The following is a 14,294-nucleotide window of genomic DNA, read 5'->3' on the forward strand; positions in this document are numbered from 1 at the left end:
AAATAACAAGTGGTTAGTAACCGGCAGTCTATTCGCTGCTTATTACTAACCATTTATCTTTTCCGACGATATGTCAAAAGTAATTTCCGTTATCGGAAATTTACTTCACTTCCCAAATATCATTGGTCATCAGTAGTTCCTGGAAATTATGATATTTCTTTTTAGCTGAAACTTCCTCTATCTGTTCGTGAACCGCATCATCATAAGTAGGAGCTTCTACATCACGGATGACACCTAATGCAATCGGGAAATCAGGGCCTTCCATCAAAGCCAATTTCAACTGCAACGTGTTGTCCATGCAATGGGCATCGTGAATCAGAATATCTTTTTCAGTGATACCATTCTCACCCAACTTCACCACTTTCAGCCCGAAACCTTCCTGCATCAATCCGAACTCCTTGTTCTCGCCAAACAACATCGGTTTGCCATGTTCCAGATAAATCGCATTCTTGGCACGACCTTCCTTATTGTACACAGATTCGTGTGTACCGTCATTGAATATCACACAGTTTTGAAGAATTTCGCAAACCGAAGCACCTTTATGGTTGGCAGCTGCCTTCAACACTTCCACTGTGCCGGGACCATCCGTTGCTACAGCACGGGCAAAGAAACGTCCGCGTGCGCCAAAGCATAATTCGGCAGGATGGAACGGGTCTTCCACTGTTCCGTAAGGAGAGGACTTGCTGACAAACCCACGGGGAGAAGTAGGAGAATACTGTCCTTTCGTCAAACCATAAATACGATTGTTCAGCAGAATCATATTCAAGTCGATATTACGGCGCACAGCGTGAATAAAATGATTACCGCCGATAGCCAGACCGTCACCGTCACCTGAAATCTGCCATACCGTAAGTTTCGGATTAACTACCTTGCAACCGGTAGAAATGGCCGCCGCACGACCATGAATCGTCTGCATGGCATACGTATTCATATAATAAGGCAAACGGCTGGAACAACCGATACCCGAGATAACTGCTGTATCATGAGGAGCAATTCCCAATTCAGCCATAGCTTTGTGCAATGATGCCAAGAAGAAATGGTCACCGCAGCCCGGACACCAACGAGGCTGTCCTTTTTTAAAATCTTTTGCTGTATATTCGCTCATAGTTCTTACTTTCTTTACGGTTATTATTTATTTAAAATCTCTGTGAAAGCATCAACTAATTCGCTGACAACAAACGGTTGACCTTTTACTTCATTAAATTGATAAGGAACGAATCCGTCTACTTTCATACGGAGATATCCGGCAAACTGGCCCAGGCTCTGTTCGGCCACTACTACCTTCTTATATTTCTTCAGCACTTCCGCCGTATTCTTTGGCAGCGGATTCAAATGTACGAAATGAGCCAAAGCGACTTTCTTTCCCGCCTTATTCATTTCTTCCATGGCCGAATATAAATGACCGTAAGTTCCGCCAAAGCCCACAATCAGAAGGTCGGCGTCGTCCACACAGCCTTGCACCTTCACATCGGGTACAGGGATTTTTGCCACCTTTTCGGCACGCAAGCGGCACATCAGGTCATGATTTTCGGGGTCGGTAGAGATAGCCCCCGTATCACTGTCTTTTTCCAGACCGCCCAAGATGTGCATATAACCCTCCTGTCCGGGACGAGCCCAATAACGCACTCCGGTCTCCGGATTACGTTTATAAGGAGTATAGCTATCTTTCATTTCGGGAGTCACATACGGCGGATTGATGGCCGGATAGCTCGCCAAGTCAGGCAACCTCCATGCACCCGAACCATTGGCAACAAACCCGTCCGTCAGCAGAACAACCGGAGTCATGTGCTCCAGCGCCATCTTACAAGCATCATAGGCAGCATCAAAACAATGAGTGGGAGAAGCTGCAGCAACCACCGGCATGGGAGATTCACCGTTACGTCCGAACAATGCCTGCAACAAGTCTGTCTGCTCCGATTTGGTGGGCAAACCGGTAGAAGGGCCGCCACGCTGAACATTAACCACCACCAAAGGCAATTCGGTGATTACAGCCAGGTTCATCGCTTCAGATTTCAGACAGACACCGGGGCCTGAAGTAGAAGTCGCTGCCAACGCACCGGCAAATGAAGCACCGATAGCAGTGGCACAACCCGAAATTTCATCTTCACACTGAACGGTGGTCACACCCAACGACTTGTGCTTAGACAACTCATGAAGAATATCCGTTGCCGGAGTGATGGGATAAGAACCGAGGAACAACGGAAGCCCCGCCTTTTCAGCAGCAGCAATCAAGCCGTATGCTGTTGCCTTGTTTCCACTGATATCCATATATTTTCCGGGAACCTTTGTCTTTGATTCCACTTTATAGGTGTGGTCTACAGAAGCATGCGTATTATGTCCGTAGTCATAACCGGCATGAATCACTTTAATATTCGCTTCGGCAATAGCCGGCTTCTTTGCGAATTTCTCGCGCAGGAAATTCTCTGCGATTGTCAAATCGCGGTTGAACAACCAGCAAACCAATCCCAACGCAAACATATTGCGGCACTTCAGCATTGATTTGTTATCCATTCCGCTATCTGCCAGACAATCCTTGACCATCTGCGAGATAGGAGCGGCAATCACATCCTGCTTGATACCCATTTCCTCAATGGGATTGTCTGTCTTGAAAGCCGCTTTGTCCAAATCCGATTTTTGGAAACAATCCGTATCAATGATGATACAGGCTGTCGGCTTAGCAAACTTATATTGTGTTTTCAACGCAGCGGCATTCATAGCAACCAACACATCACATTTATCACCGGGAGTAAATACCTTACCGGCACCAATATGCACTTGGAAACCTGATACACCTGTCAATGAGCCTTGCGGGGCACGGATATCCGCCGGATAATCGGGGAAAGTACTGATATCATTTCCCACTGTAGCCGAAATATTAGAAAATATATTTCCGGCTAGCTGCATACCATCGCCTGAGTCGCCTGAGAAACGGACCACAACCTGATCCAACTCCTTGACTATCATTTCATCTGCCATAACTTATAATTTAGGGTTACATTAAATTCATTGCACGCAAAGTTCGGAAAGTCCTGCCAAAAAACAAAATATTCCGTCATTTATCTCTGCGCGATTATCAAAGTGCACAAAATTACAGCAATATTTAATTCCAAACGAAGAAAACAAGCAGATAATTAACTGTTTAATAGCATATAATGCTATCAATATGACATCGGCACGGCATCCCCAAAGTTGACAGTTTATTATTCCTACCCACATTATACAAACAACATGAAACCTCTTCCGGCAAATCAGTAAACCAATACAGGGTTTGAAGACCTCAAAATGACAAAACAATCACCCATCTTGTTATCCATACCTTTTTCTCATATTTTTCATTCTTTCATATTGCCGTTTTAACAAAAAAGGACTACCTTTGCAGGCAAGTTAAGTTGCCCTGGTAGTTCAACGGATAGAATAGATGTTTCCTAAACATTAGATAGGGGTTCGATTCCCCTCTGGGGTACCACACAGGTCAAAACACACTTCACTCTCCCTTTTTATCCCCCTTTATGGACAATTACTATCCCATTATCGGAAAATATATACCCCTATTTTCGGAACATGTCCTGTATCTTTGACCTCGAAATAAAACTCATTCTAATCTTAAATTACATTTATATGAATACACGCTTATTATTTATACTCTGCTGCTGCCTGTTGCCCTTTACCCTTAAAGGAGCGGGCAAAGAAGACATGAAATGGTTTACCGATGCCAAATTCGGGATGTTTATCCACTGGGGGCTTTATTCACAAACGGCCGGCGAATGGAAGGGACACCCCACACAGGGCGGCGAACATTTTATGCTTTATGAACGGATACCGGTAAAAGAATACGCTTTAATCGCCAATGACTTCAACCCGACCGAGTTCAACGCCCGGAAATGGGTAAAGACCGCCAAAGAAGCCGGCATGAAATATATCGTCATCACCTCCAAACACCATGACGGGTTTGCCATGTATCACTCGGCATGCAGCGATTACAACATCGTTACCCGCACACCGTTTGCACGCGACCCGATGAAAGAACTGGCCGATGAATGTCGTAAGCAAGGGCTGAAATTCGGCTTCTATTATTCATTGGGAAGAGACTGGGAAGACCCCGATGTCCCCACCAACTGGCCGACCAAAGCCGGCCGAAGCAACACTTGGGACTTTCCCGATGAGGACAATAAAAACCTTCAGGCATATATTGACCGCAAGGTGCTGCCGCAATTAACCGAACTGCTGACCAATTACGGAGAAATAGCCATGATGTGGTTTGACACTCCCGAAATGGTGACCAAGGAACAAAGCCGTTCCATCCGCCAGCTCATTGAACGCCTGCAACCGCATTGCCTCATCAACAGCCGCATCGGAAACGGTCTGGGCGACTATCGCATCATAGAACAGAAATTGATGAATGAGATAGACCCGAAACCTTGGGAAGCATGCCTCACTATGGGCGCCAACTGGGGTTACAATAAATATGATACTGTCTACAAGAAGCCCGACATGATGATTCGCAATCTGGTAGACGTGGTCAGCAAAGGAGGCAATCTGTTGCTGAACATCGGCCCCAACCCCAAAGGCAGTTTCCCGGTACAGACCGAGCCCGGACTCAAAGCTTTCCGCCAATGGATGAAAACAAACCGGGAAGCCATCTACGGCACCTCTCCCTGGCATACTTACGGCGAGACTTCTCCCCTGGCCAATGGAAAAAGCGAAGAGGTAAAAGAAGGGTTCCACGATGCCGTATTCGACGGTACACCCGGCAATGCCATTCCCGATTTCAGATATACTGCCAAAGGCAACCATATCTACATTATTGTACGCCACGTGCCTGCCGGCGAGTTTACGCTCCGTGCCTTCAAGGGATACACCGACCGTATCAAGCGCATCACGTTGCTCGACAACAAGAAAGCCGTCGAATGGAAACAGGCCGAAGAAGGACTACGAATCAGCCATATCCAACGCCCTTCCGACGCTTTTCCTGTCTATGTGCTGCAGGTAGAAATGCAAGCAGAATAAATACTCTCTCTTACATAAAGTTTCTTTTGCCGGTTCTTACTGCTTATCCTACGCGTCTAGTGATAAAAAGCAAGAACCGGCTTTAAGCATTCCCCGCCCTATGAATAAGCCTTTCACTCCCCAAGCATAAGCCTTTTCTTCCTTACATATACTACAGTCCATTACTGTAGACTATACAGTCCGCTGCTGTAGACTGTACAGTCCATTGCCGTAGACTGTACGGTCCACTGTGGAAGTCTGTAATAACCGACAGGAAGAAAAGACGTAGCTGACAGCAAGAAAAGGCTTAACACATAGGAAGAAAGGACATAAGGGGAGGGAGAAAGAAGACTGCCCCCGTAAGCGGCAGAAACAGGCGGAAAACACAAAAAAAGAAGGGAGAATGCCAAAACGCTGAGACACCGCCCTGTTATGGAACGACAGTAGTCAGAGGTTTGGCACACTCCCTTATCAATCATCCTTTCGGATGAAAGGCGGAACGGATGATTATTTAATCACGCCCAATTCTTTACCCACCTTGATAAATGCGGCAATCGCCTTATCCAGATGTTCGCGTTCGTGACCGGCAGACAACTGAACACGGATACGAGCCTGTCCTTTCGGCACAACCGGATAATAGAAACCTGTTACATAAATACCTTCTTCCTGCATCTTGGCAGCAAAGTCCTGAGACAGTTTTGCATCATACAGCATCACTGCACAGATAGCACTCTGAGTCGGTTTGATATCGAAACCGGCAGCCAGCATCTTATCGCGGAAATAAGTTACATTGTCCATCAACTTCGTGTGCAGCGCATCGCTTTCTTTCAACATCTTGAACATTTCAAGGCTGGCGCCCACAATGGCAGGAGCAACAGAGTTAGAGAACAAATAAGGACGAGAACGCTGACGCAGCATGTCGATGATTTCTTTCTTACCTGTAGTGAAACCACCCATAGCACCGCCGAATGCCTTACCCAATGTACCGGTGAAGATATCCACACGTCCATACACATCGTATTGTTCGGCTACACCGTGACCGGTCGGACCTACCACGCCTGCCGAGTGTGATTCGTCCACCATTACCAGTGCATCGTACTTCTCTGCCAATTCGCAAATCTTATCCATCGGAGCCACGTTGCCGTCCATAGAGAACACACCGTCAGTAGCAATGATGCGGTGGCGCTGAGCCTGAGCTTCCTGCAAGCAGCGTTCCAAATCAGCCATATCTGCATTGGCATAACGATAACGTTTTGCCTTGCACAGACGTACACCGTCAATAATGGAAGCATGATTCAATGCGTCAGAAATGATTGCATCTTCGTCGGTCAGCAGCGGTTCGAACAAACCACCGTTTGCATCAAAGCAGGCAGCATATAATATTGTATCTTCGGTTTTGAAATAATCAGAGATAGCAGCTTCCAGTTGTTTGTGCAAGTCCTGAGTTCCACAGATGAAACGTACAGATGACATACCAAAGCCATGAGAGTCCATTGCGTCTTTCGCTGCTTGGATCAAACGCTGGTTGTTTGACAATCCTAAGTAGTTGTTCGCACAGAAGTTCAATACTTCTTCTCCTGCATTTACTTTGATATCAGCCTTTTGGGGAGTTGTAATGATACGTTCGTTTTTATACAATCCGGCTTCTTTGATGCCAGCCAATTCCTTCGTGAGGAACTCTTTCATTTTACCATACATAGCTTTGATTTTATTAAGTATTAAAGATTAAGTTCAGATATTTCTCTTCGACGGACAAAGTTCTTATTTTTTTTTGAATTTCTGCAAAAATATAAAGAAAACTTTGATAAAATCTGAATGCTTCTGCCTATCTTTGCTCGCAAATAGCAAACTAACGTATTATTATTACACTATGAAAAATGTATTAATTATCGGCTCTACCGGTCAGATTGGCTCAGAGCTAACAATGAAATTAAGAAGTATTTATAATGGTAACATCGTAGCGGGATACATCCCCGGTGCAGAGCCCAAGGGCGAACTGGCAGAATCAGGTCCGTCGGCTATCGTTGATATCACTAACGAGCAGCAGATTGCCGAAACTGTATCAAAGTATCAGATTGACACTATCTACAACTTGGCAGCTTTGCTGTCGGCCGTAGCGGAAGCCAAACCGCAGCTTGCATGGAAAATCGGTATGGGCGGTTTGTTCAACGTGCTTGAAGTAGCCCGCACTATGAATTGTGCCGTATTTACTCCGAGTTCTATCGGTGTGTTCGGCAACAACACCCCGAAGGACAAGACTCCGCAGGACACTATCCGCAATCCGCGCACTATGTATGGTGTAACCAAAGTTTCCGGAGAGTTGCTGAGTGACTACTACAACATCCGCTTCGGTGTCGACACTCGTTCGGTACGTTTCCCGGGCTTGATTTCTTACGTGACTCCTCCGGGCGGCGGTACAACCGACTATGCTGTAGACATCTATTATTCAGCAGCCAAAGGCGAGAAATTCGTTTGTCCTATCGGTAAAGGTACTTACATGGATATGATGTATATGCCGGATGCCTTGCGTGCCGCTATCGAAATCATGGAAGCCGACCCGAGCAAGTTCGTTCACCGCAACTCATTCAACATCGCTTCAATGAGCTTCGATCCTGAAATCATCTTCAACAAGATTAAGGAATACGAACCTAATTTTGAAATGGAATACAATGTAGACCCATTGCGTCAGGCTATCGCCGAATCATGGCCTAACTCACTGGACGACACTTGTGCCCGCGAAGAATGGGGCTGGAAACCTGAATACGACTTGGATACCATGACTAAGGACATGCTTGCCAAGCTGAAAGAACGTTTCAAGAAATAAATACTGTCTTAGGAAACCCTACAGCCTTCATAAATCGGTCTTGCCACCGGCTTGTGAAGGCTGTTTTCATAAGTAAAACAAGCTATGAACAAGAAACCGATTGCAACAAACCGGAAGGTCGTTACATTTGGAGAAGTGATGCTCCGTCTCACTGCTCCCGACTTCCGCCGTTTCTCCCAAACCAACGAATTCATTGCCACGTATGGCGGCAGTGAAGCTAATGTGGCTGTATCGCTCGCCAACTTCGGAATTCCCACAGAGTTTGTCACCCGACTGCCCGACAATGCAATGGCTCAGGCATGTATCGCATCGCTCCGTGCCAACGGACTGGGCACGGAAGGAATCGTACTCGGAGGAAAACGTATGGGGCTGTATTTTCTTGAGAGTGGCGCTTCATTTCGCAACTCCAATGTGGTGTACGACCGTGAAGGGTCTTCTTTTGCCACCCTGCGCCCCGGCATGATAGACTGGGAAAAGATATTCGCCGATGCCGGTTGGTTTCATTGGTCGGGCATAGCCGCTTCACTGTCGCAAGAGGGTGCCGACGCCTGTCTGGAAGCCTTACAAACGGCCGACCGTATGGGCTTAACTATCTCCTGTGACCTGAATGTGCGCAAGAAATTGTGGAATTACGGACGTTCGGTTGCCGATGTCATGTTGCCCTTGGTGCAATATAGTGATGTAATCTTCGGTGCAGAGCCCGAATACCAAGAAGTTTTCGGCATCACTCCGGTAGGATTTCAAGCAGTGGACACTGCTTATCCGTTGGAGTTGGAAGGGTTCGAGGCATTCGGACAAAAGATATCGGATATAGTGCCGCGCTGCCGGAAAGTATTTTTGGAATTGCGCAACACCGTTACTTCCAACCATAATCTGCTTGCAGCCATACTTTATTCCGACCAAACATTAAAATATACGGGTATTTACGATATTACTCACGAAGTCGACCGTGTAGGTACCGGAGATGCCTTTGTAGGAGGAATGATATACGGTTTACTTACATATCCCGACAATGACCAAAAAGCATTGGAGTTTGCTCTTGCCGCATCTGCACTGAAAAATACCGTATACGGTGACTTCAATCAGGTGACTGTGGAAGAGGTGGAAAGTCTGATGAAAGAAAATACATCGGGAAGGGTAGCCCGATAGAGAAGAGAAGAAGAAATAGATAAAAAAGAAAGGAGATTCCCATGGCGGAATCTCCTTTCTTTTTATCTATTGACAATTTAATTCTTATTATGCCTTCTTTTCTTCTTCGGGCATCTTGTGACCCAAGGTCAGGTAAGCTACCGGAGCGGCAATGAACAATGAAGTCAAAGTACCGATAACGACACCCAGAATCATTGCAAATGCGAAACTACGGATACTGTCTCCACCCAATACGAAGATACACAACAATACAATCAATGTACTCAGTGAAGTATTGATAGTACGGGCCAAAGTAGTATTCAGTGAATCATTGAACAACTGCATACGGTTACGTTTCGGATACAAGCCGAAGAACTCACGGATACGGTCGAAGATAACCACCTTGTCATTGATAGAATAACCGATAGCAGTCAGGATAGCACCAATGAATGTCTGGTCGATTTCCAATGAGAAAGGAACCCAGCCATAGCACAATGAGTAAGCACCGATAATCAAAGTGGTATCCACAGCCAATGCAACCGTTGCACCGACACTATATGCCACATTGCGGAAACGCAACAGGATATACAAACCGATAGCAACCAACGCAAGCAATACAGACCAGATAGCGGAAGTCTTGATATCGTCAGCGATACTGGGACCCACCTTCTGAGAGCTGATGATTGAACCGCCTGCACGGTTATCACGGTCGATAAATATTTCCAGTGTAGTGCCTTCGCCTAGCAAGTTACCGTCTTTCAAAGACTGATACAGGAACTCTTCAATTTCAGAGTCGATTGTAGGAGAGTCTTCAGTGATACGGTAGTTGGTAGTGATACGGATGGTTTTCTTGTCTGTACCCAAAGCGATAGCCTGTACGTTATCTTCGGTAATCTTCTGTTTCAGCAGGTCGCGAACAGTTTCCGGTTCTACTTGCTGTTCAAACTGAACCACAAAGTTACGTCCGCCGGTGAAGTCGATACTCTGAGCCAAACCGCGGAGAACGAATGAAACCACACACGCTACAATAATGATACCGAATACAGTGAACGAACGTTTCATCATACCCATAAAGTTATAATGAACATTCTGCATCAGATTCTTAGAAATGCCTGTCGTAAATGTCAATCCCAACCATTTGTCTTTGTTCATGAAGTGTTCGTAAACCACGCGTGTCAAGAACACGGCAGTAAAGAATGAACAGAGGATACCGATAATCAGTGTGGTAGCAAAACCGCGGATAGGACCTGTACCGAAATAGAACAGGATGATACCGGTAATGATTGAAGTCAAGTTAGAGTCAAAGATAGCTGAGAATGCATTCGAGTAACCGTCAGCCAAAGCAGCCTTGACACCCTTTCCTGCTCTCAATTCTTCTTTTGTACGTTCGTAAATCAATACGTTGGCATCCACTGCCATACCCAGTGAAAGCACCATACCGGCAATACCCGACATTGTCAATGCAGCCTGGAATGAAGTAAGGATACCCAGCGTAAAGAAGAAGTTCACAACCAAGGCACAGTTGGCAACCATACCCGGAATCAGTCCGTACATAGCACACATGTAAATCATCAACAGAATCAATGCCACTACGAATGAAATGATACCCTGATTGATAGATTCCTGACCCAATGACGGACCAACGATATCTTCCTGAACGATACGTGCGGGAGCCGGCATCTTACCAGACTTCAATACGTTAGCCAAGTCCTTTGTTACTTCGGGAGTAAAGTGACCGGTAATCTGAGAATGTCCGCCGGTGATTTCACCGTTTACGTTAGGAGCACTATATACATAGCCGTCCAATACGATAGCGATAGCCTTATTTACATTATTCTTAGTCAAGACAGCCCAGCGACGAGAACCGTCAGTGTTCATAGACATACTTACGCAAGGTTTGCCGAAGCTGTCGAACTCATCCTTGGCATCAGTAATCACGTCACCTTCCAACGGAGCGCGTCCGTTACGTTCGCTTGACTTGATGGCATATAATTCGAAGATACGTCCGGTCTTGTCGAAATCAGCACCTTTCACGCCCCATTTCAGGCGAAGGTCTTTCGGCAACATTTCTTTTACCTCTTTCATGGCAAGGTAAGTATTTACCTGGGCAGTATCTTTATAATCAGCATAACCTACCACACAGCTACCATTCGGGTTCAACTGAAGAATAGAAGCCAACGGGTGTTCTTTCTTCATTTGTTCCATAGCAACAGTGTTGTTTGCAGCTTCACCCTTCAATGCAGCAGCCAGACTGTCGGCAGCAGATACCGTCTTTGTATCGGCAGTCTCAACGGCAGTAGAGTCAGTAGCAGCATCATCAGTAGCAAGGATAGCACGCAATCTGTTATCAGCAGCAGTCAGATAAGGATAGATTTCTTTAGCATCGAAAGTTTCCCAGAACTCAAGGTTAGCAGAACCCTGCAAGAGTTTTCTCACACGTTCCGGTTCTTTGATACCCGGAAGTTCCACCATGATACGTCCCATCTTGCCTTCCAAAGCCTGGATATTAGGCTGAACCACACCGAAGCGGTCGATACGGGTACGCAATACATTATAAGAGTTATCAATGGCAGCTTTGACTTCTTCGCGCAATACCTTTTCTACGTCAGCGTCAGAGCTGCGGGTATTTACTTTGTCTTTCAACTGCTGAGTAGCGAACAGTTCAGCCAACTTTCCTTGTGGAGCTTCTTTCTTGTATTCTCTGACAAACAGAGTAATAAAGTCGTCCTGACTGGTAATAGACTGTTTGGCAGCTTCTGATATAGCCTTGTTGAAAGCTTCATCGGTTTTGTTGTCGGCCAATGCCTTCACCACATCCGGTACAGAAACTTCAAGGATAACGTTCATACCACCTTTAAGGTCCAGACCCAGACCAATCTCCATCTCACGACACTGTTTCAGCGTATAACTACCCAGATAAACTTTTTCATTCTGCATAGAATCAAGGTAGTGTGCTTCACCCTTCGGATCTTGTGCCGCTTTGTTCATGTGATAGCGGGTCACAAAAGAGAAAGAAAGATAAAACACACATACAAGGGTAAGTAATACCGCAAAAACCTTTACAAATCCTTTGTTTTGCATGTTACTTTGAAATTTATTATTTTTACTTTTTGATTAATTCTTAGTTTATACAAGGTTGCAAATATAGTTTTTTTTTCACATTCGCACGGCATGAAACACAAATATTTGAATTTCAAACAAGAAAAAAGGCTGCAAAAGTATATTTCGCAGCCTAATTTATTCTATTTCATGGGGTATTTTATTTCAGTCCTCTGTTTTTAAGCAATGGTTCCAAGCTCGGTTCGGCACCGCGGAACGTTCTGTAAAGCACCATAGGATCTTCTGTTCCACCCTTTTCCAGAACATTCCGGCGGAAAGAGTCTGCGGTATTTTTATCGAACAATCCATGTTCCTTGAAAGCTTCAAAGGCATCTGCGTCCAATACTTCCGCCCACAGATAACTGTAATATCCGGCAGCATAACCGCTAAGAATATGGTTGAAGTAGGTGGCACGATAACGGGGTGCGATTTCAGGAATCAAGCCCAGCTTGTCCATCACCGTCTTTTCAAAGGCCACTACATCCAGATTTTCGGTGTCGGTCAGATTATGCAATTCCATATCGAGCAAGGCGGCTGCCAATAGTTCGGTTGTCATAAATCCCTGATTGAAGGTATCTTGGTCCTGTATCTTCCGAATCAATTCATCGGGAATCACCTCACCGGTCTTATAGTGCTTGGCATATACCTTCAGTACTTCCGGCTCCATAGCCCAGTGTTCCATTATCTGCGAAGGCAGCTCCACAAAGTCCTGAGCTACATTCGTACCCGATACGCCCAAATAGTTACATTTGGTCAGCATTCCGTGAAGAGCATGTCCGAATTCGTGGAACATTGTCTCCACTTCGTCCAGTGTCAGCAACGAAGGCATATCGCCTGCGGGCTTTGTAAAGCTGGCCACATTATAAATCAATGGCCGCACATCGCCTGCCTGCTGGCGGAAGTTATCCATCCAGGCTCCCCCACGCTTGCCTGCACGAGGGAAATAATCGGCATAGAACAACCCCAAATAAGAGCCGTCGGCATCTTTCACCTCATAAACCTTCACATCCGGTTCGTAAACAGGAATATTATTCAGTTCTGTCAAAGTAATGCCATACAGTTGATTGGCAACATAATACAAACCGTTGCGCACATCATCCAAACTGAAATAAGGCTTGATTTCATCCTCATTCAGATTATATTTCTGTTGACGAAGTTTTTCGGCATAATACCACCAGTCCCATGCGGCAAGCTTCTCTCCTTTTCCTTCTTTATCCATGATTTTCTGCAATTCGGCAGCTTCCGCCTTTGCATTTTTCAAGGAATATCCCCACAAATTATTCAAGAAATCCATCACTGCCTTAGCGTTCTTTGCCATATTCTCATCCAACACGAAATTGGCATAGCAATCAAAGCCTAACAAATTGGCTTTCTCTAAGCGTAAAGAAATAATTCTCTTCAGAATCTCTTTATTATCGTTAGCATCCCCATTATTGCCGCGATTGACATAGGCCTCATAAATATTCTTTCTCAGCCCGCGGTTGTCGGCATACTGCAATAGCGGCAAACGGCTTGAGTTCTGCAAGGTAAACAGCCACTTACCTTCTTTTCCGGCAGCCTTGGCCTCTTCCGCCGCACCTGCTTTTACCCATTCCGGCAATCCTGCCAGTTCTGCTTCGTCCTCTATAACCAGCTGGTAAGCATTATTTTCATTCAAGACATGATTGCTGAACGTAATAGCCAGTGTAGACAGTTCTTTATTTATCTCCCTAAGACGGTCTTGCTTCCCGGCATCCAATCCTGCGCCCGCACGCACAAACGCTTTATAATATTTATCCAAAAGGCGATGTTGCTCTGTGGTCAGCGTTATTTTGCCTTCTTGCTCCTGTTGCTGCACAGCAGCCACACGCTTATATAAATCCTGATTCAGATAAATATTATCATTATGTCCGGAAAGCACGGGAGCAATCTTTTCGCTCAATGCACTCATCGCATCATTCGTGTCGGCCTCCGTCAATGCAAAGAAGACCCCCCTGACACGTGCCAGTGTCTTTCCGCTATTATCCAACGCTACAATCGTATTCTCGAAGTCGGGAGCTTCCTGATTCTCCACAATTGCTTTTATCTCGGCATTCTGTTCTTCTATGCCTTTTAAGAATGCAGGCTCATAGTGCTCTATCTTGATTTTATCAAAATCGGGAGCGCCATACTCTGTCTGAAACTCCGTAAAGAACGGATTCGTTTCTGTCTTTTGTTCACATGCACACATTATACAACAAGTTGCTAACGTAAATACTAGTTTCTTCATACTCATATT

At 45.5% G+C, this 14,294-nt stretch carries 8 protein-coding genes and 1 tRNA gene; 4 read left to right on the forward strand and 5 right to left on the reverse strand.

Going from position 1 to position 14,294, the window contains the following annotated elements:
* Positions 1-100: 100 nt before the first annotated feature.
* The gene (locus IR173_RS16175) at positions 101-1,105 is read right to left on the reverse strand and encodes a 2-oxoacid:ferredoxin oxidoreductase subunit beta (protein ID WP_237040549.1); all 1,005 of its coding nucleotides are present in this window, start codon (positions 1,103-1,105) and stop codon (positions 101-103) included.
* Between the two features lie 23 nt (positions 1,106-1,128).
* Positions 1,129-2,976, reverse strand: a complete 1,848-nt coding sequence (locus IR173_RS16180) for a 2-oxoacid:acceptor oxidoreductase subunit alpha (RefSeq protein ID WP_237040550.1) — start codon at positions 2,974-2,976, stop codon at positions 1,129-1,131.
* Positions 2,977-3,391: 415 nt separating this feature from the next.
* Here IR173_RS16180 and IR173_RS16185 point away from each other — a divergent pair.
* Both IR173_RS16185 and IR173_RS16190 read left to right on the forward strand, forming a co-directional pair.
* Positions 3,392-3,466, forward strand: a tRNA-Arg gene (locus IR173_RS16185).
* Between the two features lie 152 nt (positions 3,467-3,618).
* On the forward strand, positions 3,619-5,007 hold the full coding sequence (locus IR173_RS16190; RefSeq protein WP_237040551.1) for an alpha-L-fucosidase: 1,389 nt from the start codon (positions 3,619-3,621) through the stop codon (positions 5,005-5,007).
* A gap of 486 nt (positions 5,008-5,493) precedes the next feature.
* On the opposite strand, the gene kbl is transcribed toward IR173_RS16190, so the two are convergent.
* Positions 5,494-6,684 carry a glycine C-acetyltransferase gene (gene kbl, locus IR173_RS16195; RefSeq protein WP_237040552.1) on the reverse strand — a complete coding sequence of 397 codons (1,191 nt, stop codon included), beginning with the start codon at positions 6,682-6,684 and terminating at the stop codon, positions 5,494-5,496.
* A gap of 172 nt (positions 6,685-6,856) precedes the next feature.
* On the opposite strand from kbl, the gene IR173_RS16200 reads away from it, so the two are divergent.
* Positions 6,857-7,810, forward strand: coding sequence for an NAD-dependent epimerase/dehydratase family protein (locus IR173_RS16200; protein WP_237040553.1), 954 nt, complete (start codon positions 6,857-6,859; stop codon positions 7,808-7,810).
* A gap of 84 nt (positions 7,811-7,894) precedes the next feature.
* The gene (locus tag IR173_RS16205; protein ID WP_237040554.1) at positions 7,895-8,959 is read left to right on the forward strand and encodes a sugar kinase; all 1,065 of its coding nucleotides are present in this window, start codon (positions 7,895-7,897) and stop codon (positions 8,957-8,959) included.
* Positions 8,960-9,046: 87 nt separating this feature from the next.
* Here IR173_RS16205 and secDF read toward each other — a convergent pair whose 3' ends face one another.
* Together secDF and IR173_RS16215 are read right to left on the reverse strand one after the other, a co-directional pair.
* Positions 9,047-12,019, reverse strand: a complete 2,973-nt coding sequence (gene secDF / locus IR173_RS16210; protein WP_237040555.1) for a protein translocase subunit SecDF — start codon at positions 12,017-12,019, stop codon at positions 9,047-9,049.
* Positions 12,020-12,197: 178 nt separating this feature from the next.
* Positions 12,198-14,285 (reverse strand): M3 family metallopeptidase, encoded by a 2,088-nt coding sequence (locus IR173_RS16215; protein ID WP_237040556.1) that lies wholly within the window; start codon positions 14,283-14,285, stop codon positions 12,198-12,200.
* Positions 14,286-14,294: the final 9 nt, after the last annotated feature.

Origin of the sequence: Phocaeicola faecalis (genome assembly GCF_021730445.1) — a bacterium.
GTDB lineage: Bacteria > Bacteroidota > Bacteroidia > Bacteroidales > Bacteroidaceae > Phocaeicola > Phocaeicola faecalis.

Coding starts and splice junctions, on each gene's coding strand:
- IR173_RS16175 (WP_237040549.1), bottom strand. CDS start 1,105: ATGAGCGAATATACAGCAAAAGATTTTAAAAAAGGACAGCCTCGTTGG.
- IR173_RS16180 (WP_237040550.1), bottom strand. CDS start 2,976: ATGGCAGATGAAATGATAGTCAAGGAGTTGGATCAGGTTGTGGTCCGT.
- IR173_RS16190 (WP_237040551.1), top strand. CDS start 3,619: ATGAATACACGCTTATTATTTATACTCTGCTGCTGCCTGTTGCCCTTT.
- kbl (WP_237040552.1), bottom strand. CDS start 6,684: ATGTATGGTAAAATGAAAGAGTTCCTCACGAAGGAATTGGCTGGCATC.
- IR173_RS16200 (WP_237040553.1), top strand. CDS start 6,857: ATGAAAAATGTATTAATTATCGGCTCTACCGGTCAGATTGGCTCAGAG.
- IR173_RS16205 (WP_237040554.1), top strand. CDS start 7,895: ATGAACAAGAAACCGATTGCAACAAACCGGAAGGTCGTTACATTTGGA.
- secDF (WP_237040555.1), bottom strand. CDS start 12,019: ATGCAAAACAAAGGATTTGTAAAGGTTTTTGCGGTATTACTTACCCTT.
- IR173_RS16215 (WP_237040556.1), bottom strand. CDS start 14,285: ATGAAGAAACTAGTATTTACGTTAGCAACTTGTTGTATAATGTGTGCA.